We start from the raw sequence: 18,423 nt of genomic DNA, 5'->3' as shown, positions 1-18,423 counted from the left end.
TCTCGTGCGGGGCAGGCGCGGCTGCCCCGGTTCGTCGGTCGTGTCCCCCCGCCCGGTCCGGCGGCTCACGCCTGCCGCGGCAGCGCTCCGATCGAGGTCATCCACGTGTCGGAGTAGATGGTGCTTTCGTACTTCTCGCCGCCGTCCGCGCAGATGCACAACGCGTCCCGCACGTTGGGGTGTTCACCCAGATAGCGCACGCAGGCCGCGACGACCGCGCCGGAGGAGGCGCCGAGGTGGATGCCGGTCTCCCTCAGGACGGTCCGGCAGTAGTGGGCGGCCTCGCCGACGTCCACGTAGGCGTAGTGGTCGATCAGGGACTCCCTGAGGAAGGAGGACGGCCGGCTGGCGCCGATGCCGGACAGATAGCGCCGGTCGGGCCGGCCGCCGTAGGCGACGGACCCGTTGACGTCGACGGCCACCATACGGGTGGCCAGGCCGCGTTCGCGGAAGCACTGGCTGATTCCGGCGAAGGTGCCGCCGGTGGAGACGGCCGCGAAGAGCGCGTCGGGCGCGGCGGGCAGTTGGTCGAGAATTTCCGGGCCGGTCATCCGGCGGTGTATGTCGGGGTTCTCGGGGCTGCTGTACTGGTCCACCCAGACGTAGCCGCCGTCGGCCCGGAGCATCTCCTGGACCTTCGCCAGCCTGGACAGCAGGTAGCCGCCCGCCTCGTCGACCTCGTCGACCATGACGATGGTGGCGCCGAGGTCGGTCAGCCTGCTGCGGACCTCCGCGGTGCTCATCGGGTCCAGCACGGCGGTGAACCCGATGTCCAGGAAGCGGGCCATGCTAGCCAGGGCGACGCCGAGGTTGCCGGAGGTGGATTCGAGCAGGCGCACGCCGGGGCGGATCCGGCCGTCCCGGACGAGGCCGCGCACGAGGCCGTAGGCGGTACGGGCCTTGATGGAGCCGGTGAGGTTGTAACCCTCGAGCTTCAGGTGGATCGTCCGCGACTCACCCTGGACGTCCAGGGTGATGGGCTTGATCGGGGTAAGGCCCAGCAGGGCCTCGAAGCGGTCCAAGTAGTGCTTCATCTTCCCTCACATGTCTGCGGCCACGGGGCACCCGCCCGCCAATATGTCATTAAGAAGCATTCCGATGACAAGGAACAGTCATAATTAGTAGCGTACATGACGGTAAAGGGGCGTCTCAGCATCTGGGCTGCTCCGCCGACGCGATTCGATGGAGGGCTCCTCGTGGTATTCCAGGAGCAAGATCAACTGCCACGCAAGGAGAAAACGAGACTTGTTCGCGATGCCGTCGGCGTCGGTCTGGCGGTCGGAGCCTACGGACTGTCCTACGGCGCGCTGGCCGTTTCCAGCGGTCTGACGCTCGCTCAGACGCAGTTCCTGTCCCTCGCCCTCTACGGGGGTTCCGCCCAACTCGCCCTGATCGGCACGCTCGCGGCGGGCGGCGGGGGCCTCGCTGCCTCGGCGACTGCAACCCTGCTCGGGGTGCGCAGCCTCTTCTACGGCGTGAGCCTGCGGCCTGTCCTGCGGCCGCGCGGGGCCGCCCTGCTGCCGGCGGCCCACCTGCTGAGCGACGAGAGCACGGCGATGGCGATCGCCAAACCGACACTACGGGAACGCCGCTTCGCCTACTGGGCCACCGGAGCCGTGGTGTTCCTGTTCTGGAACCTGACCACGCTGATCGGCGCCCTGTCCGGTTCCCTGCTGACCGACCCCGAGGCGCTGGGCCTCGACGCGGCCTCCTCCGCCGCGTTCCTGGCGCTGGTCGCACCCCGGCTGCGCGAGCGCGCGGGGCAGTTCGTCTTCGTGCTGGCGGCCCTGGTGGCGATAGCCGTGTCCCCGGTCCTCGGCTCCGGGCTGCCCGTCGTGCTGGCCGGACTCACGGCGCTGAGCGTGCTGTTGCTGCCGGCGACGGCGTCCGCGGCGGCCCGCGGAGGTGCCTCATGAGTTGGTCCTGGATCCTGCTGGCGACGGCCGGGTGCCTCGCGCTGAAACTGGCCGGGTTGCTGGTCCCCGAGAGCGCGCTGAACCGGCCCGCGGTGGCGCGGGTCGCCGGGGTGGTGCCGGTCGCGCTGCTCGCCGCCCTCATCGCGACCCAGACCTTCGTCGCCGACGGCCGTCTGGCCGTCGACGCGCGTACGGCCGGCCTCGCGGTGGCGGCTCTGGCGCTGTGGCGGAGGGCCCCGTTCCTGGTCGTCGTGGTGCTCGCGGCGGCCACCACGGCGCTTCTGAGGTGGCTCGAGCCGGGCGGATGACGGGTCGGCTCAGATCCTGAGACGCCCCTTTACGTGTCATCCAAGATCAATAAGATGATCCATCTAAGTCATCCCAGGGAGGTCGCATGACAGAGACCGTGGAGTACGCCGAGCTTCAGTACGGTTGGGAGAAGGCCTACCAAGATCAGAACGCAGGTCCGCTCTGGCAGGAAGACCCGATTCCGGTCATTCCCCAGGCGATCGACGCCCTCAAGCAGCGCAACACCCACACGGTGGTGGACCTGGGCTGCGGTGACGGCCGCAACCTCGCCGCGCTGGCCGACGCGGGCTTCAACGCCCTCGGCGTCGACATCGCCCCCACCGGTCTCGCCCACGCGCGCCGCGTGATCAAGCAGCGGTCCTTCCTGCTGCGCGCCGACGCGACCAAGCTGCCGCTCATCAACGCCTCTGTCGACGCGGTGACCTGCTTCGACGTGTTCGGCCAGATCCAGGACCCCTCGCACCTGATAGCCGAGGCGCGACGCATCGTCGCCCCGGGTGGCCTGTTCGTCACCAACGCCTTCACTCTGGACGACGGCACCTACGGCGAAGGCGACGAGATCGCCCCGCACACCTTCGCCTACAAGGACACCCTGTTCCGCTACTACAGCGAAGACGAGATGCGCGGCCTCTTCAGCGACTGGACGATCCACGAGATCCGCCGGATCTCCTGGGACGACCCGCCGCACGGCGACTTCCGCCCCTACCCGCACACGCACGACAACTGGGTCGTGTACGCCACGCCCCAGGACTGATCCGGTCCGGGCCTCTCCAGGGCGTCCCTGCCCGGTCATCCCCCGGTCAGGGACGCCCTGGGGCACCTCGCCGTGCGTCACCGTCCACCGGCACGACCGGCCCGCCCGCGCCGCATGACGATCGCGGGCCCGCGCGCACATGCCCCCCGGCTCGCGAGACACGGCCCGCCCGGCGCGCCGTGTCTCCCCGCCACCGATCCCTTCGGCCCTCTCCCACGAGCGGGCCGTCCGCGTGTCGACGCCCCCGTGCGCCACGTCGGTCGACGCCCCCGTGGACGACCTCCCGCGCAGCCCGGGCCCCGGCTCCCGGCGCACCACGGTGGATCGGCCCACGGCCCCGCCCCCGAGGAGAAGCGCCCGTCCGGCCTGCCGCCCCACACGACGCCCGGGCCCTGCGGCCCGGCGGTGGTAACCACCCCCTCTGCCCGCCCTGTCCGCGCTGCCCGGCCAGGGACCAGTCGAGCACCAACGGATAGGCCTGTGACCAAGCGAATTGTCATCATCGGCGGTGGTGCCACCGCCGTGAGCGCCTTGGCCCACGTGGCCGGCGCGCCCGGCATCGAACGCATCACCCTGGTGGCGCCCGGACCCATCGGGTTCGGCACCGCGTTCGGCACCACCGACCCCACGCTGCTGTGCAACACCTCCGTGGACGTCACCTCCCTGCTGGCGGAGGGACGCTCCGACTTCCTCGGCTATCTCGCCGCCCACGGACACCCGGTCCACCGCGACGACTTCGTGCCCCGCTACCTCGTCGGGCAGTACTGCCGGACCCGCTACGGCCAGTACCGCGACCGCGCCCTGGCCCACGGCACCAAGGTCACCCACATCCGGGAGCGGGCGGTCGCCATCCACCGCCTCGACGACGACACCTACCAGGTCGAACTGGCCGACGGCGCCACCGTCACCGGCACCGACGTCCTCTTCTGCGCCGGCGCCGAGGAACCCCGGCTGCCCGCCGAGGTCAGCGCCCACCGCGGCGACACCCGCCTGCACGAGTCGCCCTACCCGGCGAGCCGGTTGCGCCGCCTGCCCCACGACGCCCGCGTGCTGGTGCTCGGCACCAAGCTGTCGGCCATCGACGCCGCCCTCGTCCTGTCCCAGGAGGGCCACCGCCACACCGTCCTCACCTCGCCGTCCTCCACCCTGCCGGCCGTACGGACCCGGCTGCGCCGCAGCGCCGAGCCAGCCCTCGGCCCCGGCGACTGGGCCGCGCTCGATCCCGACAGCGCCTCCTTCGACCGCTCCCTGACGCGGATGCTGTTACGGGCAGTCCGGCGCGGCCACCCGACGGCCCGCGCCCTGCGCGCCCGCGCCACAGGCCCCGCGGCCACCCGGCAGCTGAACGAGGAGGCCCGCCTCGCGGACGAGGGCCGCATCCCCTGGCAGGATGTCGTCGCCGAGGTCATCGACGCGCTCAACGAGCAGATACCGAGGTGGCGTCCCGGGGCCGCCGCCGGAGCCCTCGCCCGCCACCACACCCTGATGTCGCGGTACATCTCCGCGATCCCACTGCGCAACGCCAAGCTGCTGATGGCCCACGCCGCGGCGGGCCGACTGCGCGTGGCCCCCCGCTACCCGGAGGAGATCCGGCGCACCGGCACCGGCTGGCAGGTGGGCTGGCCGGACGGCTCGGGCGAGAGCTTCGACCACGTGGTCGTCGCCGCCGGCTACCGCGCGCGCCGGCTCACCTGCGCGCCGGGCCTTCTGCTCATCGGCCACGACGGGGACGGCCCGCAGCCCGACCTCCTCGCCGACCTCAGGGTGCGGCTGCCCGGCCGGGCCGAACCCGAACGCGTCTGGGTGCTGGGCTCCGCGGCCGGCGCCCGCCACCCCATCGTCAACTACCTGCGCGCCGCCGCCCAGCACGCGGCCGTGGTCGGCGCGCAGATCGCCCGGCCCCGCACCGGCGAGGGCGCCCCGTACGCCGAAAGGACCACCCTGTGATCGCGCTCGTCGTCCCCGCCTCCAGCGGCGTCCAGCTCGCCGACGCCCTGCAGGAGGAAGGAGCTGCGTTCGTCGAGGTCTACCCCGAGGACCGCGCACCCGCCGCCGGGGAGCAGCGCGGCCACGTCAAGTCGGTCGTGCACAGCGACCCGGACGCCACGGCCGACCGGTTGCGTGCCCTGGGCGTCCGCGCGGTCGTCGCCGGCAGCGAGTTCGGCGTCACCCTCGCCGACGAACTGGCCGAACGGCTCGGGCTGCCGTACCACGACCACGGGCTGCGCACGGCCCGGCGCGACAAGTACGCGATGCAGCAGGCCCTCGCCCGGGCCGGCCTGCCCCACGCCCGCAGCCAGGTCGTGCACGGCGAGGAGGAGCTGCGAGACCTTCTCGGGCGGTGGGCGTCGTACCCCGTGGTGATCAAGCCGTTCAACAGCGCGGGCAGCGACGGTTGCCGCATCTGCGCCACGGAGGAGGAGGCGCTCGCCGGCTACCGCGCCGTCGCCGGGCGGCGCAACCTCCTGGGCGAGATCAACGCGGGTGTCCTCGCCCAGGAGTTCCTGGCGGGCTCGCAGTACATCGTGAACACGGTGAGCCTGGACGGCCGGCACCTACTCGCCGAGCTGTACGCCGAACGCGTCGACCGCGTCGAGGGCAGCCCCGTGCTGCGGCACATCATCAGCCGGACCACCCCGGACGAGCGCGAGCAGGAGCTGGTGGAGTACACCGGACGCTGCCTCGACGCGCTCGGCTTCCGCGACGGCGCGGCCCACACCGAGGTCATGCTCACCGCGGACGGGCCCCGGCTCGTCGAGGTCAACTCCCGGCTGATGGGCCCCTACCTCTCCCCCGACGCCTACCACTGCGCCTTCGGCTACAGCGGCCCGCACCTGGTCGCCGAGCGGTTCCTGCGCCCGGACGACTTCCGCAACCGGTTCGACCTGCCCTACGGCCCGGCCCGCACCCTGGCCATGGTCTTCCTGCGCGCGCCTCGCCCCGGCGTGCTGACCTCCCTCGAGGGTCTGCGGACCGTGCGTCGGCTGCCCGGCTTCCACAGCGTGGCCCAGCTGCCGCAGGTCTCCGACGTCCTGCGCGACACCCACTTGACCACCGGCTCCTGCGGCATCGCCTTCCTCGTGCACGAGGACGCCGAACTCATCGAGCACAGCCTGGCGGTGCTGCACGAACTGGAGGACTCCGGAGCCCTCTTCCAGGTCGCCGAGGCCGGGGCCTGACATACCGGTGCTGTGGATCGCCGCCTCCGTGCTGCTGCAGTCGGGCGTGTACGGCTTCGTCTCGGGCACCCTCGACTCCGGCGACAGCCTCGCCCTGTCCTGTGCCGGATTCGCGGCCGCCACCGTCCTGTTCAACGCGGTGCTGCTGGTCCGCCGGCTGCGGGGGACGGGCCGGGGATCGGGTGCCGCCACGGGTCCAGGGGCCACCGGTCTGCTGCTGGCGATGAACGTCGTCACCGCCGTCACCTTCCTCAGCTTCTACGCCTCGCTGACCTGGGTCCCGGCCACGCTGGCGACCGGTGTCGAGACCGCCGTCGGACCAGCCGTGCTCGCGCTGCTCGGCCTCGCCGGGCGCGGCCGCCGGGCCTCCCGGCAGGGCTGGTGCGCCGCGGGCGGGCTGGTGCTGCTCGGCATCGCGCTCGCACACCGGTTCACCGAAGGCGGCGCGTTCGGGCCCGGCCTGGTGGCCGGCCTCGGACTCGCGCTGGCCGCCGGCGTCGGGGCGCCCGTACTGGCCCTGGTCTCGGCCGAGCTGGGGCGGCGCGGCGTCGATCCTGTGTACGTCACCGCCCACCGGTTCCACCTCACGTACCTGGCCAGTGGGGTGCTGCTGCTCACCGTCGGCGGCCCCAGCGGGGACGGGACCGGTCGGCTGCCGGGGCTGCTGTTCACCGGTGTCCTCGCCGTGACGCTGCCCCTGTTCTGGCTGCAGACGGGGCTGCAGCGCACCGACCCCATGGTGGCGATGGTGCTGCTCACCACCCTGCCCGGCATCACCTACCTCGCGGAGTGCGCGTTCCACGGCTCCTTCGACGCCGTCTCGCTCGCGCTGATCTGCGCGCTGGTCGTGGTCGCGCTGTGGTACGTGCGAGTGTCGGCGAAGGCGGCGCCCGCGCCGGACGCGGGGCAGGCGCCCGGGGGCTCAGCGGAGTCCGGAGCGTCCTCGTCGTCCGTGGCCTCCACGTCTTCTCCGTCCCCCGCGCCCTCCTCGTCACCCACGTCGTCCGAGACGTTCCAGGTGTGACCCTCCCCCCACCCGCACCCCCGCACAGGACGGTCGGATGGAAACCGCCGCGCAGCTGTACCTGGACCTGATGAAGAAAGTCCTGGCGAACACGATCTACGAGGATCCGCCCGTGCCGGCCAGCGGGCACCCGGCGCGAGTACGACGAGCTCAACCGCCGGCTCGGCGCCGACTGGCCCAGCGTGGCGCACACCATGATCGGCATACGCCGCCTTGAGAACCTCGAGCACTGCGTGCGGACGGCCCTCGCGGACGGCGTTCCCGGGGACTTCATCGGGACCGGGGTCTGGCACGGCGGAGCCTGCATCTTCATGCGGGCCGTGCTCAAGGCGTACAGGGTGAACGACCGGCTCGTCTGGGTGGCGGACTCCTTCCAGGGCATGCCGAAGGCGCAGGAGTCCGCCCACGCCGGCGGCGGTGAGTCCGGCGAGAGCCCGCAGCAGGCCGCCGTCCGCGAGGCGTGTGAAGAGCTCGGCCTTGACCGGACCGTCGCGCTCTACCCGCTGCAGACCACCGCCAGCATCCCCGCCCGGTTCTTCGCCGATCGCGACAGCTGGCCGGCGGGAACCTACGTAGTGCCTGAGTACTCGTTCGCCGCGGACCTGACCGACGTCGAGATCAAGCTCTCCGACGAACACACCGCCGTCCAGTGGCTGGACTACAAGGCGGCCAGCGACCTGCTGCGATTCGACAGCAACCGCACCGCTGTGGGGGAGCTTCACGAGCGTCTGCTGGCCGCCGACCTGCCCCGACCGGTCGAGTAGCAGTGGCCGACACCTCCCCCGAACCGCTGCGCACAGTGATACTCGGCCAGGGCTACGTCGGCCTGCCGCTGGCCATCCGGGCCGCGCAAGCAGGCCACCAGGTCGTGGGGTTCGACACCGACGCGGACCGCGTGAAACGGCTGCAGGCCGCGGAGTCACTGAGCCCCGACGTGCCCGCGGAACAGATCGCGACAGCTCTGACGAACGGGCTCTACACACCCACCACGCGCCCAGAAGACCTGACCGGATTCGAGGTCGCGGTCATCGCGGTACCGACCCCGCTGCGCGACGGCGCGCCAGATCTTTCCGCGATCGAGCACGCCGACCAGGCACTCGCCCCACACCTCCGGCCGGGCTGCGTCATCATCCTGGAATCCACCACCTACCCGAGAACGACTGACGGCGTGCTCAGACCCGTGCTGGAAGCCGCCTCCGGGCTCCGGGCGGGCGAGGAATTCCATCTCGGCTACAGCCCCGAGCGGATCGACCCCGGCAACCGGACATGGACCCTCCGGAACACGCCGAAGATCGTCTCAGGGATAGACGAGGCGTCTTTGAAAGCCGTGGGTGACTTCTACCGGAGCCTCGTCGACACCGTCGTCGAGGTCGCTGCGGTGCGCGACGCTGAACTGGCGAAACTCCTGGAGAACACCTTCCGCCAAGTCAACATCGCCCTGGTCAACGAACTCGCTGTCCACGCCCGACACCTCGGCACCGATATCTGGGCGGCACTCGATGCCGCATCCACCAAACCATTCGGTTTCATGCGCTTCAACCCCGGCCCCGGCGTCGGCGGGCACTGCCTGCCGGTCGACCCCACCTACTTGTCCTGGCAAGTCCGCAGGCAGACAGGCCGGGCACTGCGACTGGTCGAGGCGGCCGACGAGGTCAACTCCGCGATGCCCGCCTACATCGTGCAGCGCCTGACCGAAGCGCTCAACCGGAAGGGCCTGCCGGTGGGCGGCTCACGCATCCTCCTGCTCGGCATGGCCTACAAGCCCAACACCGGCGATATCCGGAAATCCCCGACGATCACCATCGCCCGGCTCCTGGCCGGACACGGAGCGCACGTCGAGATCGCCGACCCTCACGTCGACGATCCGGCCGGCCTCGATACCCGAGTGCACCACTCCCGGCTCACCTCGAACACCGCGGCGGCCTGTGACGCGGTCGTCCTGCTGACCGACCACGATGCGTTCGATCTCCAGCTCGTCGAAAACCACGCGCCGTACGTCCTGGACTGCCGAGCACGCCTGAGCGGCGCGAACGTCGAACGTCTTTGACCTGTCTATCCGATTGCCTCTTACCCCGAGGACATGGCCATGCCCCACGCACCCTCACCGGCGAAGGACCTCGCGTCGGGTGACCGCGGCCTGGCGAGCCTGCCGAAAGCTGACCTGCACCTCCATCTCGAGGGTGCCATGCGGCCCGGGACCGTCGCGGACCTGGCAAGCACCTATGCCGAGCCGCCGCCGCAGGCCGGTTGCTACGACTCGTTTGACGAGTTCCAGCACTGCTACCGGGCGGTCGTCAAGCTGATTCGAACACGAAGCGATCTTCGACGCCTGGTACGAGAGGTCGTCGAGGACGCGGCAGCCTCAGGAGCCGTCTGGATCGAACCCCATTTCAATCCGAGGACCTACGCTCCCGCGCTCGGCTCTGCCCAAGACGTGCTTGACCTCGTCCTGGACACCGGAACCTCAGCGGGCGGACACGTCGGCGTCGGCTTCGGCCTCACGCTCAGCGCAAGCCGCAACCGCGATCCGCGAGACGCCACTGTCCTCGCCAGACTCGCCGCCGACTACGCCGACCACGGCGTTGCGGCCTTCGGCCTGACTGGTGATGAGGCCGCCATTCGTCCGGAGGCGTTCAGTGAAGCCTTCGCCATCGCCCGGGGCGCAGGACTGATCAGTGCGCCGCATACAGGGGAACTCGCGGGCGGGCTGAGCATCCGCAGCACCCTCGACGCGTTGTCCCCCGACCGGATAGCCCATGGAGTCCGCGCCGTCGAACACCCGGCGCTCGTGGAACGCCTTGCCGACGAACGGATCACCTTGGACGTGTGCCTGACGTCCAACCGCGTTCTGGGCGTGATAAAGCACACCGAAGAACATCCCCTACGGCACCTGCTGGACAGCGGGGTGCCCTGCTCCCTGGGCTCCGACGATCCGCTGCTGCTGAAGACCAGCCTGCTCGCGGAGTACCAGATCGCCCGGACTCAACTGTCGATGACGGACCGGCAACTAGCCACATTGACCGGCACATCGATCCGATCATCCGGGGCGCCCGCCGATCTCATCGCGCGGGCCGTGACCGGAATCGAGGGTTGGATGAATCGGGACGTCCCAGATCCGTCCGACGAACCTCAGCGCCGTGCCCGGGAGGACTGCGATACGCACTGAATCCACCGGACCTCCGGCGACGTCAGTACGGGTCGCTGGCATCGAGCGGTACGTCGCCGCCGTCGCTCGGCGAGCGCCCGGCGCCGCGGCGGCCGTAGAGCACCCGGTAGTTGGAACCAGGTCCGGGTGCTGGGCCACGGTCGTCTCGATCGCCGCCAGGGACTCTTCTCCCGGCCGCGCTGCTCAGGTCGTCATGCGGCGGTGGTAGTCCTCGACCTGCTTCGCCAGGTCGTCTTCAGGGATGCCGGTGAAGGCGCTCATCTGGGCGTAGGAGAGGCCGGCTCTGAGTCCGACCAGCGCGAATTCGTGCAGGGCCTGGTTGATCCGGGCCGCGGCGCCTGCGAGGGAGACCATGCCGAGCTCGACACCATCGGCGGCCGGCAGCGTCCCTTCGATCTTCAGCTCCGCCAGGTCGCGTACCGCACTGGTGATCAGGTAGGTGACGAAGCTCGGCATGTCGGAGGGGACATTGCCCGCCCTGGCTCGCTCGTGTGGTTCCGGTGAGGTGCCGGGAGCGTGCTGGGAGCGGCGATGGGTGATGTACTCCCACACCCGCCGGTAGGACACCGGGAGCCTGTCGGTACGGAGGTCCAGCTCCTCATACATCTCGAAAGCCGAGCGGCGTTCCTCGGGCACCTTGGCCTGGTCTTCTTCCAGCAGCGCATCGAGGAACTGACGGGCCTGGTCCAGACCCTCCTCGTCGTCCGGGAGGGCATGGGGCAGGGGCAGCACGGTCGAGATCGCCTCGTTGACCGTCTGGCGGGAAACGGCGTGCCGGGTGGCCAGGGAGCTCGGCAGTCTGTCGCCCGCGCGGTGGTCGCGGCGGATCGCTTCGAAGAGTTCTGTTCCTGGCTCGGCCATCGTCTGCTCCCTGCTGTGTTTGCGGGTGCGGGTGGGGGCGCTTGCCCGCCTCATGCTGCCCGGCTCGGCGTGGGTATGCTGCCCGCGCCGCGGAGAGCGGCGGCCGGCCGGCCGGAACGCGAGGTGGTCGCGGCAGAGTGTCGCTTCGTGGCCGGTGCCTGGTGCTCGTGCAGACCGCAGGCGTGGGCTGCTGCGGTCACGGCCGTCTGGTCCCAGGGGCTCAGCCGCAGCGGGCGGGCGCTGGGCTGGCGCCCTTCCAGTTGCCCGAAACAGCGGGCTGCCTCGATCAAGTCCACCGCCCAGGTGGGGGCCGGGTGCTCTGGGCCGCGGTTCGGTAGGGCCGGCGGGGCCGTGTGGGCTGCTGGTAACTGCAGTTGTGTGGCCGGGCAGCCGGTGAAGACGCGCACTGCCAGGGCCGCGGCGTGGACGGGATGGGCGATACGCGTGTGGAGCCGGTGCGCCAGGAGCGCGGTCGGCTCGTCGGGCTCGGGCGGGAAGCGGCCTGCGGCGGGCAGCGGGAGCACCGCGCGGCCCAGGTGGCGGGTCGCTGCCTCGATCATGCCGCGGCCGGGCGTACGGCGGGTGGGCAGCAGGAAGCACGGCTCGTCCTCGCGGGGCGGGAACTGCTCGCCTGCCTCCCACCACGCGAACCGGCCTGTGGGCGGTGGCGGAACGGGCGTGGTGAAGGCGCGGTGGGCCGCGGCCAGGGTGTGCGCCTCTTCGTACCGGAGGGTGGCCAGCGCGGGGGCGAGAGCGGGCGGGAGTGGGCCGTGGCACAGCAGGGTCAGGCGGATTTTGGTGAGTTCCTGCAGGGCGAAGAGGTACTCGAAGTGCCGGGAGCTGATGCGATGGGCCCGGGTGACGATGAGATGACCGGTGCGCAGCGCGAGCGTCCAGGCGGCGAGGGCGCGCCAAGCGGTCTCGGTGTTGCCGGTCCAGTACGTGCCGTCCTCGCTGCCGGCCAGCGGGAGGTGTTTGCCCATGCTGCGCAGCAGGTCGTGGGCCAGAGAGGCGGGTGCGCTCGCCACCGGGGTGGGGTGGACGGTGATACGGCCGGCCTGGGGGGTGTGGGCGGCCAGCGCGGCGGCCATGAAGGCGTGGTCGTCGTGGGGATCGTGCACCACGGTGAGCGGGGGCAGGCCGGGGCGGGTGTGGCCGGGTGACCACGTGGGCTTCCACGGGCTTGTGGTGGTGTTGTCGGACGAGTCGGTGGTGGTCTCGGACACGGCGGCCGTACGGGGAGGCGGCGTCATCGCGGCCTGGGCGGCTGTGGCGGGGCAGCGGCGGGCACGGGCAAGAGGCTGTCGGTGAATTCCGCGTGGGCTGCGTCGGCGTGGTGGACACGTCGGTGTGGTCCCGGGTCGGCCGCGGCGGGGCGGTGGTCCAGGACTTGGGGGCCGGCGGCGTCCAGGAGAGGGTGGGCGGCCAGGCCGAGGGCGAACAGCACATCGGGGTGGGCAGCAGGCTGATTTCCGGCTGGGGCGAGCAGGCGCCGGTTGGCCAGGCGCGGGATCTGGTCGGCGGGCAGGTCGGGGGTGAGTCCGCGGGCGGTGCGGTGCAGCAGGCGGGTGAGGGCGGCGGCCTCGCCGGGGGCGAGCGAGGCGGCGGTGTGGCCGGTGTTGTACAGGTTCTGCCGCTGTGTGCCGGTGAGCAGGCCAGGGATGCAGGTCAGGTGGATGGTGGTGTCGGTGTGGATGAGCCGGTGCGGGCTGCTGGGCTGCTCGAGGTGTGCGCCAGGGCGGTGGCGGCCCGCTTCAGGCGGTGCGGGGGCCATTGAAGGGCGCAGGCCAGGTCGTCGGGGTGGATGCGACCGACCTCAAGCAGGGCCGCGTGCAGCACGGTGGCATGGGTGGCCGCCCCCGGGACGGAACGGCGGGAGGCGTGCTCGGGGACGCGCAGGAGGGACTCGGGTGAGGTGTCCAGCGCGCGGGCGAGAGCGAGCAAGGCCGCGGCGGGGAGGGTGTGCGGAGTGAGGTGGGTGTCCCAGTCGGCGGTGGGGATGCCGGTCAGCGCGGTCAGGTCTTCGTCGCTGAGCCGGCACTGGGCGGCGCGGGTGCGCAGGAACATCAGGTCGAACGCGGCCGCGGACGTGTCGCCGGGCGGCGGTGGCTGGTCGGTCACGGACATAACTCCCCACGGCGCGGCAGGACGTCGGGGGCGGGTGGCGCGGGAGTGTGCAGGTGCCAGCAGCGGGCAGCGGTGTGCCAGTCGTCCTCGGAGTGGGGGTGGACCAGGGCGGGTACCGGGATGCCTGCGTCGGCGATGAGGGCCTCGAAGCGTGGTGTGGTGCCGAAGCAGTTCGCGAACAGGCCGTGGTTATCAGCGGTGCGCGGGGTGCGGCGGCGGAATTCGACCGCGGCGTGCAGCAGGGGGCGGGCGCGGGGCGGGATCGCGTACAGGTGCCGGGGCCCGGGCTCCTCACCGATGTTGATCCGCGAGTCGCGGTCGATGGCCACGGTGGTGCCGTCCTTGTCGACGCCGGCGATCTGGGTCATCGACAGCAGCGACGTGTCGGTGCCGGTGAACAGCAGGGCCGCGACGGCGGCGGCGCGCAGCGGGTTGGGCAGGCGCACGGTGATCGTGTGCACGGTGCGCGGGGTGAGAGGCACGGTAGTGAGGCCGGGACCGGCGCGGCTGGTGAGGTCGTCGGGCACGTTGAGCAGCAGTGATCGGGACAGGAAGGCGGCCTGGGCGCCGCGCACGCGGGCCACGGTGTGCTGGGCGCTGGGACTTGAGACGGTCAGCCGGGCCAGGAACAGCCGCACATCCTCGGTCTCCTGCAGGGTGAAGGGGGTGGGCTCGGCCGGGTGGTCGGCTTCTTCGGTGACCTCGGGTGGGGTTGGCTGGGGTGGCAGGGTGCGGGTCAGCCAGGTGCGGGTCAGCCAGGTGCGGGCGGCGGCGTAGCCGGCGCGGTACTGGCCGTCGGTGTGCGCGAAGTCGGTGGCGTTCTGGCGGCGCCAGCAGTCCGCGCGGAACGCGGCCACACCGCTGCGGGGCAGCGTGGGCAGTTGGTGGGCGTGATCGTGCGGCGGCGGGCCGGTGCGCCGTCCGGTGGCGGCCGGGCCGATCGCCTCGAGAACGGCGGCCGTGCCGCGTACGGTCGCCACGTCCACCAACTCGGCGGCTGTGAGGTGTTCGAGCAGGCGCTGGAGGTCGGTCTGCTCCGGGGTGTGGGCGAGGAGGGTCAGGCGGATGCCGGTGTCCGCGCGCCACGCGGCCAGGCGGCGCAGCCGCTCGGTGGTGAGGCGGTGGGCGCGCAGCATGATGACCTCATCCAGGCCGCTGCAGGCCAGGGTCCAGCAGGTCACCGCCCGCCAGGCGGGGTCGGTGGACATCCGCTCGGCCTCGGGGCGCAAGAATCCGTCGCGGCCCATGGCGCGCAGTACGTCCAGTGCGAGGTAGGCCGGGCTGGTGGTGTGCGGGGTGGGTCGACGGTGATCCGCCCTTGGGCGGGATCGGCCCACTGGTAGGCGGACCGGTGTACCGCGTGGTCGTCGTCGCTGTCGAGGAGCAGCCGTACCGGCGGCGCCGCCGGTGCGGCGGGCTGTTGTGGGGTGCGAGGGGGTGTGGTCATGGGCGCCGACCCGGGCTGTCGATGCGGTCGACGACGGTCTGCAGCAGGCGCGCATCGGGTGCGGCGGCTGAGGTGGCGGCCAGGGCCCGCTGGGTGTGGTGGGTGAGCAGGACCCAGCGGCGCAGACTGCCGCTGGCGAAGCGGGCGTCCAGCGCCTGCAGGCGGCCGGGTGCGACGGTTTGCCACAGCGGGTGCAGGGCGGGCACTGCCAGGGGGACCTGGTCGCGGGTGAGCGCACAGAGGTGAAGCCAGGCGGCAGTGCGCGTGGCGAGCATCCGCTGGGCGCGCAGGTGCCGTTCGCCGCGCTGCCCGGCAATCAGGACCACGCACAGCCCGCCGGGGGTGCCGTCGTGCAGGAAGCGCAGGTACTCCAAGCAGGACCCCGACATCCGGTCGGCGTCGTCGACGACGATCCGCGGTGTGGCGGCCAGGGCTCGGCGGATCAACGTATCGGCGGCTCCGGGGTCAGCAGGCGGTGCGCCGGTCAGCTCGAGTGCGCCGTGGAGGCCGGCGCGCAGGTCCACCGGCGCCGACTGGGCCCGAAGGTCAAGCAGTACTGCCGCGCCGAGACAGCGTGCCGCAGTGCGGACGGCGAAGGTCTTGCCGACCCCGGCATCACCCAGCACGCACAGGAAGCGCCGCTGGGCACAGGCGTCGGCGAGTGCCTCACCCACGGCGAGCATGCCCGGGGTGAGCAGGGTGCGTACCCCGGGGACGGCGAGGAAGTGCAGACCGGACGGGGCAAGGTCGCCCACAACGGCGAAAGGTTCGGGTGCTGCCGCCTCGGCCCAGCCAGCCCGCGAGCAGGGCGCGGTGGTCAGCACCGTGCCAGGGCCCAGTCCACGATGGCGTCGTCGACCTTCTCCGCGCCGAAGTGCTGAAGTCCCTTCAGGACATGCTTGGTGATCCTTACCCATTCGCGGAAGGAACCGTCGGCATACTGGGTGTCGATCCGTTTCAGCAGCGCCTCGTCAACGTCCCGCCACACCGGGTGGGAGTCGGGAACGGTCGTGAGGACCTCCTCGGGGGACATCGCGAGGATCTCCAGACGAATGTAGATCCGCGAGGCCAGCGCCGGGTCGCTCTGCAGCGTGTCGTACGCCTCCCGGCCGCCGACGAAGAGGATGGCGGGCTTGGGGTCGCGGGTGTCCCACAGCTTGCGCAGGAACTCGAAGTTCTCCCGCCGGTACTGCTGGGCCTCGTCACACACGATCACATACGGGCGCCGCGGGAGGGTCTCGCGCAGCAGCTTGTCGAACGCGGTCGGGGTGCCGGGCATCTTGCAGGAGAGGTTCATCTGGTGGAACAACTCCTCGCGCAGGTCCTTCGGACCCGGGCGGGAGCGGGCGAAGTCCAGCGGCAGGATCAGATCCGGGTTCATCTCCTGGATCGTGGCCCGGGTGGAAAAGCTCTTGCCGAGCCCGGCATCCCCGTAGATCACCGACATCGCCCGCGACTCGACGGTGTCAACGACGGTGTCCTTGATCTGCAGCAGAGTATCGGTAGCGACCAGGTGCGAGTCCGGAATATCGAGGAAGAACTGCGGACGCAGATCGGGCCGGCGGCGGGGCGCCGTGGCGGACCGGCCCGCGGCCGGCTCGGCGCGGCGCTGGGGCACGTGCTTGCGCCTGGGTGCGGTAGTCATGATGCATCCTTTGACGTCGGATCGGCGGAGGCAGTGGCCTGGCCGGGGCGTACCCAGCCAGCCGGGACGGGGGTCAAGGGCTGGTACGGCTCTGCGTGCCGGCGCGGCGCGGCAGGCGCTCGCTGGCTGGTGCCCGCGAGTTCGGCGAGCGCCTCTTCTTTGGTCATGCGGGTGGCAGAGACGGGCAGTTGGGGTTCGGTAGCCGGCAGATAACGGTCGTGTTTGCGCTCACCGGAGCGCTGCAGGGCCCGGCGCAGCTCAGCGCTGTGCTCCCGGCGGTCGGCAAGGACCTTGGCGCGCAGCTCCTCGGTGGCCTCGTCGCTGAGGAACGCCCGACCCAGGTAACGGTCGCCACGGAAGGAGTACAGGTCGATCTCGTGGCTGTGGTGCGGCATCCACCGCACCCGCACCTCGACCCCGATCCGGCCGACACCGTTCTCGGGCATGTAGCAGCGGCCCGCGAACTCCACCCCGTGGCTGGTGATCTTCCGTGGCCTGTGGTCGCTCTCCAGCATGAACGCGCGCAGTTCCGCCGGGGTGGGCTCGGGGCGGATCTCGGTGGGGTCGGCCAGCCACGCCTCGAGCGGGGTCACCCCGGTGCGCTTCACGACGTGCTTCGTGTTGTGCTCGGTGACCCACTCCCCCAGAAGCTCCACGAATGCCTCGAAGGTCAACGGCGGGTCCATCTCGCCGACGCGGCGGCGGTGATCGAGCAGGGGAGCCTTGGTGTAGCGGGGCAGGTCGGCGAAGAAGCGGGTCATGCTGGTGCGGTTCAACCGCTCGATACCGCCCTTGTGGCGGGCGCTGCGCACCCGGTGCACCGGGACACCGAGAAGCCCGAAGGCCCGCCGGACCGTCTTGGACAGGAAGTCGGCACCGCCGTCGACCCGTACCAGGTGAGGCAGTCCCCCGGCCGGCCCGTAAGGATCCTCCCGCAGCACGGACGCCCGTACGGCCGCCAGGACCGAGCCGCGGTGCGCGGAGCCGGCGGTGACCGCCCAGCCCATCACGTAGCTGGTGCCGCGGTCCTCGAACCAGGTCACCCACACCTTCGACAGCTTCTTGTCGGGCATCGTCACGACGAGCGGGGCCTGCTTGTGGTCCCCCTCCCACACCTGGTTCCGGGCCACCGCCGGCCGCTGGAAGGCGGGGTCGAAGCCGCGGGCGGCCGGAATGCCCTCCCGCAGGCCCGCCATGAAACCGGGGTCGAGGTCACGGGCGATCGCGTCGTGCAGCGTCGTCAGACCGATCGGCTTCTGACCCGCCGCCTTGGCGGCGCGCACCAGATACTCGTGAGCGCGTTTCACATTGCCCTGGTGGTCAGCGAGAACTTCGATGATCTCCTCGGTGATACGGAACCGCCTGCGCTCCGGCTTCTCCGGGCTGCCGGTCTTCTCAGCCCTCGCCAGCCAGTCCCACACCGTCCTGATGTGCACGTTCAACGCTTCGGAGACCAGCCGCACATGCGCCGTTGTCAACTCCCCCGCCCTGCGCAGCCCCAACAGTTGAGCCACCGCGGCAGGCCGCAACTCATCCCGATGCCGCGCCAAGCCGTCGTCCATGACCCCCAGGCATCACTGGTCACCGGAGCCGGCACCGCGCAGAGAACGAACCGGCAACAGAGCAGTGATCACAGCGTCAGCCTCCGGACAGTCAACAGCCGCTCTCCATAGGGCGGTTCACGTAGCGCCCCGTGACAGGCGTTACGGACATGACGCTAGAGCCGACACCCTCGACAAGTGTCCGCGTCGATCACCTGGGCGGGTGACACCGAACCGTTTCACCTCGGCCCGACCCCTTGATGCGCTACAGAGCCCACTTCAAAGGAGGTTCGACGAACACTGCACCGGCCGATTCGGGATCACACCACCACTGATTCGGGAAAACACCACCAAGATCAACCATCCGAAACGTCGACTGACCAGGACAAAGACGAGTCAGCACCAGTGGTGGGGAAACCCGAACATCTCGATGACCTCCTCCCCGAACCTCACA

At 71.1% G+C, this 18,423-nt stretch carries 18 protein-coding genes; 9 read left to right on the top strand and 9 right to left on the bottom strand.

Features of this window, described 5'->3' with window-relative positions:
- Positions 1 to 65 precede the first annotated feature (65 nt).
- Positions 66 to 1,034, bottom strand: coding sequence for a cysteine synthase family protein (locus JJV70_RS17600; RefSeq protein WP_219048963.1), 969 nt, complete (start codon positions 1,032 to 1,034; stop codon positions 66 to 68).
- A gap of 162 nt (positions 1,035 to 1,196) precedes the next feature.
- On the opposite strand from JJV70_RS17600, the gene JJV70_RS17595 reads away from it, so the two are divergent.
- The 9 genes from JJV70_RS17595 (at position 1,197) to add (ending at position 10,348) form a co-directional block, all read left to right on the top strand.
- Positions 1,197 to 1,916, top strand: coding sequence for an AzlC family ABC transporter permease (locus JJV70_RS17595; RefSeq protein WP_219048962.1), 720 nt, complete (start codon positions 1,197 to 1,199; stop codon positions 1,914 to 1,916).
- Positions 1,913 to 2,224 (top strand): AzlD domain-containing protein, encoded by a 312-nt coding sequence (locus JJV70_RS17590; protein ID WP_219048961.1) that lies wholly within the window; start codon positions 1,913 to 1,915, stop codon positions 2,222 to 2,224. Before JJV70_RS17595 ends, JJV70_RS17590 begins: the two co-directional genes overlap by 4 nt.
- Positions 2,225 to 2,310: 86 nt before the next feature.
- Entirely contained in the window at positions 2,311 to 2,979 is a 669-nt protein-coding gene (locus tag JJV70_RS17585) for a class I SAM-dependent methyltransferase (RefSeq protein ID WP_257574137.1), read from the top strand.
- Positions 2,980 to 3,459: 480 nt separating this feature from the next.
- Positions 3,460 to 4,926, top strand: a complete 1,467-nt coding sequence (locus tag JJV70_RS17580; protein WP_219048960.1) for an FAD/NAD(P)-binding protein — start codon at positions 3,460 to 3,462, stop codon at positions 4,924 to 4,926.
- A complete protein-coding gene (locus JJV70_RS17575) occupies positions 4,923 to 6,158 on the top strand; it encodes an ATP-grasp domain-containing protein (RefSeq protein ID WP_219048959.1) in 1,236 nt (411 codons plus the stop codon). Before JJV70_RS17580 ends, JJV70_RS17575 begins: the two co-directional genes overlap by 4 nt.
- Before the next feature lie 28 nt (positions 6,159 to 6,186).
- The gene (locus JJV70_RS17570) at positions 6,187 to 7,182 is read left to right on the top strand and encodes a hypothetical protein (RefSeq protein ID WP_219048958.1); all 996 of its coding nucleotides are present in this window, start codon (positions 6,187 to 6,189) and stop codon (positions 7,180 to 7,182) included.
- Between the two features lie 182 nt (positions 7,183 to 7,364).
- Complete coding sequence (locus JJV70_RS17565; protein ID WP_219048957.1) at positions 7,365 to 7,946, top strand: TylF/MycF/NovP-related O-methyltransferase; 582 nt, start codon at positions 7,365 to 7,367, stop codon at positions 7,944 to 7,946.
- A 2-nt stretch (positions 7,947 to 7,948) separates the two neighbouring features.
- Positions 7,949 to 9,229: a nucleotide sugar dehydrogenase gene (locus JJV70_RS17560; RefSeq protein ID WP_308294878.1), complete on the top strand. Its 1,281-nt coding sequence runs from the start codon at positions 7,949 to 7,951 to the stop codon at positions 9,227 to 9,229.
- Positions 9,230 to 9,262: 33 nt separating this feature from the next.
- Positions 9,263 to 10,348 (top strand): adenosine deaminase, encoded by a 1,086-nt coding sequence (add, locus tag JJV70_RS17555; RefSeq protein ID WP_257574135.1) that lies wholly within the window; start codon positions 9,263 to 9,265, stop codon positions 10,346 to 10,348.
- 183 nt (positions 10,349 to 10,531) lie between these two features.
- On the opposite strand, the gene JJV70_RS17550 is transcribed toward add, so the two are convergent.
- From JJV70_RS17550 to JJV70_RS17520, 8 genes are all read right to left on the bottom strand, one after another.
- Positions 10,532 to 11,209, bottom strand: coding sequence for a hypothetical protein (locus JJV70_RS17550; protein WP_219048956.1), 678 nt, complete (start codon positions 11,207 to 11,209; stop codon positions 10,532 to 10,534).
- 50 nt (positions 11,210 to 11,259) lie between these two features.
- A complete protein-coding gene (locus JJV70_RS17545; protein ID WP_308294877.1) occupies positions 11,260 to 12,435 on the bottom strand; it encodes a hypothetical protein in 1,176 nt (391 codons plus the stop codon).
- A gap of 23 nt (positions 12,436 to 12,458) precedes the next feature.
- On the bottom strand, positions 12,459 to 12,983 hold the full coding sequence (locus JJV70_RS22910; protein WP_257574134.1) for a hypothetical protein: 525 nt from the start codon (positions 12,981 to 12,983) through the stop codon (positions 12,459 to 12,461).
- The gene (locus JJV70_RS22905) at positions 12,878 to 13,330 is read right to left on the bottom strand and encodes a hypothetical protein (RefSeq protein WP_257574133.1); all 453 of its coding nucleotides are present in this window, start codon (positions 13,328 to 13,330) and stop codon (positions 12,878 to 12,880) included. Before JJV70_RS22905 ends, JJV70_RS22910 begins: the two co-directional genes overlap by 106 nt.
- A complete protein-coding gene (locus JJV70_RS17535; protein ID WP_257574132.1) occupies positions 13,327 to 14,583 on the bottom strand; it encodes a hypothetical protein in 1,257 nt (418 codons plus the stop codon). The genes JJV70_RS22905 and JJV70_RS17535 overlap by 4 nt, the downstream gene beginning before the upstream one ends.
- 196 nt (positions 14,584 to 14,779) lie before the next feature.
- Positions 14,780 to 15,538, bottom strand: coding sequence for an ATP-binding protein (locus tag JJV70_RS17530; protein ID WP_219048954.1), 759 nt, complete (start codon positions 15,536 to 15,538; stop codon positions 14,780 to 14,782).
- 62 nt (positions 15,539 to 15,600) lie between these two features.
- A complete protein-coding gene (locus JJV70_RS17525; protein ID WP_219048953.1) occupies positions 15,601 to 16,428 on the bottom strand; it encodes an ATP-binding protein in 828 nt (275 codons plus the stop codon).
- Positions 16,425 to 17,942, bottom strand: coding sequence for a Mu transposase C-terminal domain-containing protein (locus JJV70_RS17520; protein ID WP_308294876.1), 1,518 nt, complete (start codon positions 17,940 to 17,942; stop codon positions 16,425 to 16,427). Before JJV70_RS17520 ends, JJV70_RS17525 begins: the two co-directional genes overlap by 4 nt.
- Positions 17,943 to 18,423: the final 481 nt, after the last annotated feature.

It is taken from the genome of Streptomyces sp. JJ66 (genome assembly GCF_019303495.1).
Classification (GTDB): domain Bacteria; phylum Actinomycetota; class Actinomycetes; order Streptomycetales; family Streptomycetaceae; genus Streptomyces.
Note: the sequence above shows the minus strand (reverse complement) of the source record. Positions and strands in the feature narration are given on the sequence as shown.

Bases quoted from the DNA above. Each gene is read 5' to 3' on its own strand.
- JJV70_RS17585 (WP_257574137.1), top strand. From the start codon at position 2,311: ATGACAGAGACCGTGGAGTACGCCGAGCTTCAGTACGGTTGGGAGAAG.
- JJV70_RS17535 (WP_257574132.1), bottom strand. From the start codon at position 14,583: ATGGGCCGCGACGGATTCTTGCGCCCCGAGGCCGAGCGGATGTCCACC.
- add (WP_257574135.1), top strand. From the start codon at position 9,263: ATGGCCATGCCCCACGCACCCTCACCGGCGAAGGACCTCGCGTCGGGT.
- JJV70_RS22910 (WP_257574134.1), bottom strand. From the start codon at position 12,983: ATGGCCCCCGCACCGCCTGAAGCGGGCCGCCACCGCCCTGGCGCACAC.
- JJV70_RS17600 (WP_219048963.1), bottom strand. From the start codon at position 1,034: ATGAAGCACTACTTGGACCGCTTCGAGGCCCTGCTGGGCCTTACCCCG.
- JJV70_RS17590 (WP_219048961.1), top strand. From the start codon at position 1,913: ATGAGTTGGTCCTGGATCCTGCTGGCGACGGCCGGGTGCCTCGCGCTG.
- JJV70_RS17525 (WP_219048953.1), bottom strand. From the start codon at position 16,428: ATGACTACCGCACCCAGGCGCAAGCACGTGCCCCAGCGCCGCGCCGAG.
- JJV70_RS17550 (WP_219048956.1), bottom strand. From the start codon at position 11,209: ATGGCCGAGCCAGGAACAGAACTCTTCGAAGCGATCCGCCGCGACCAC.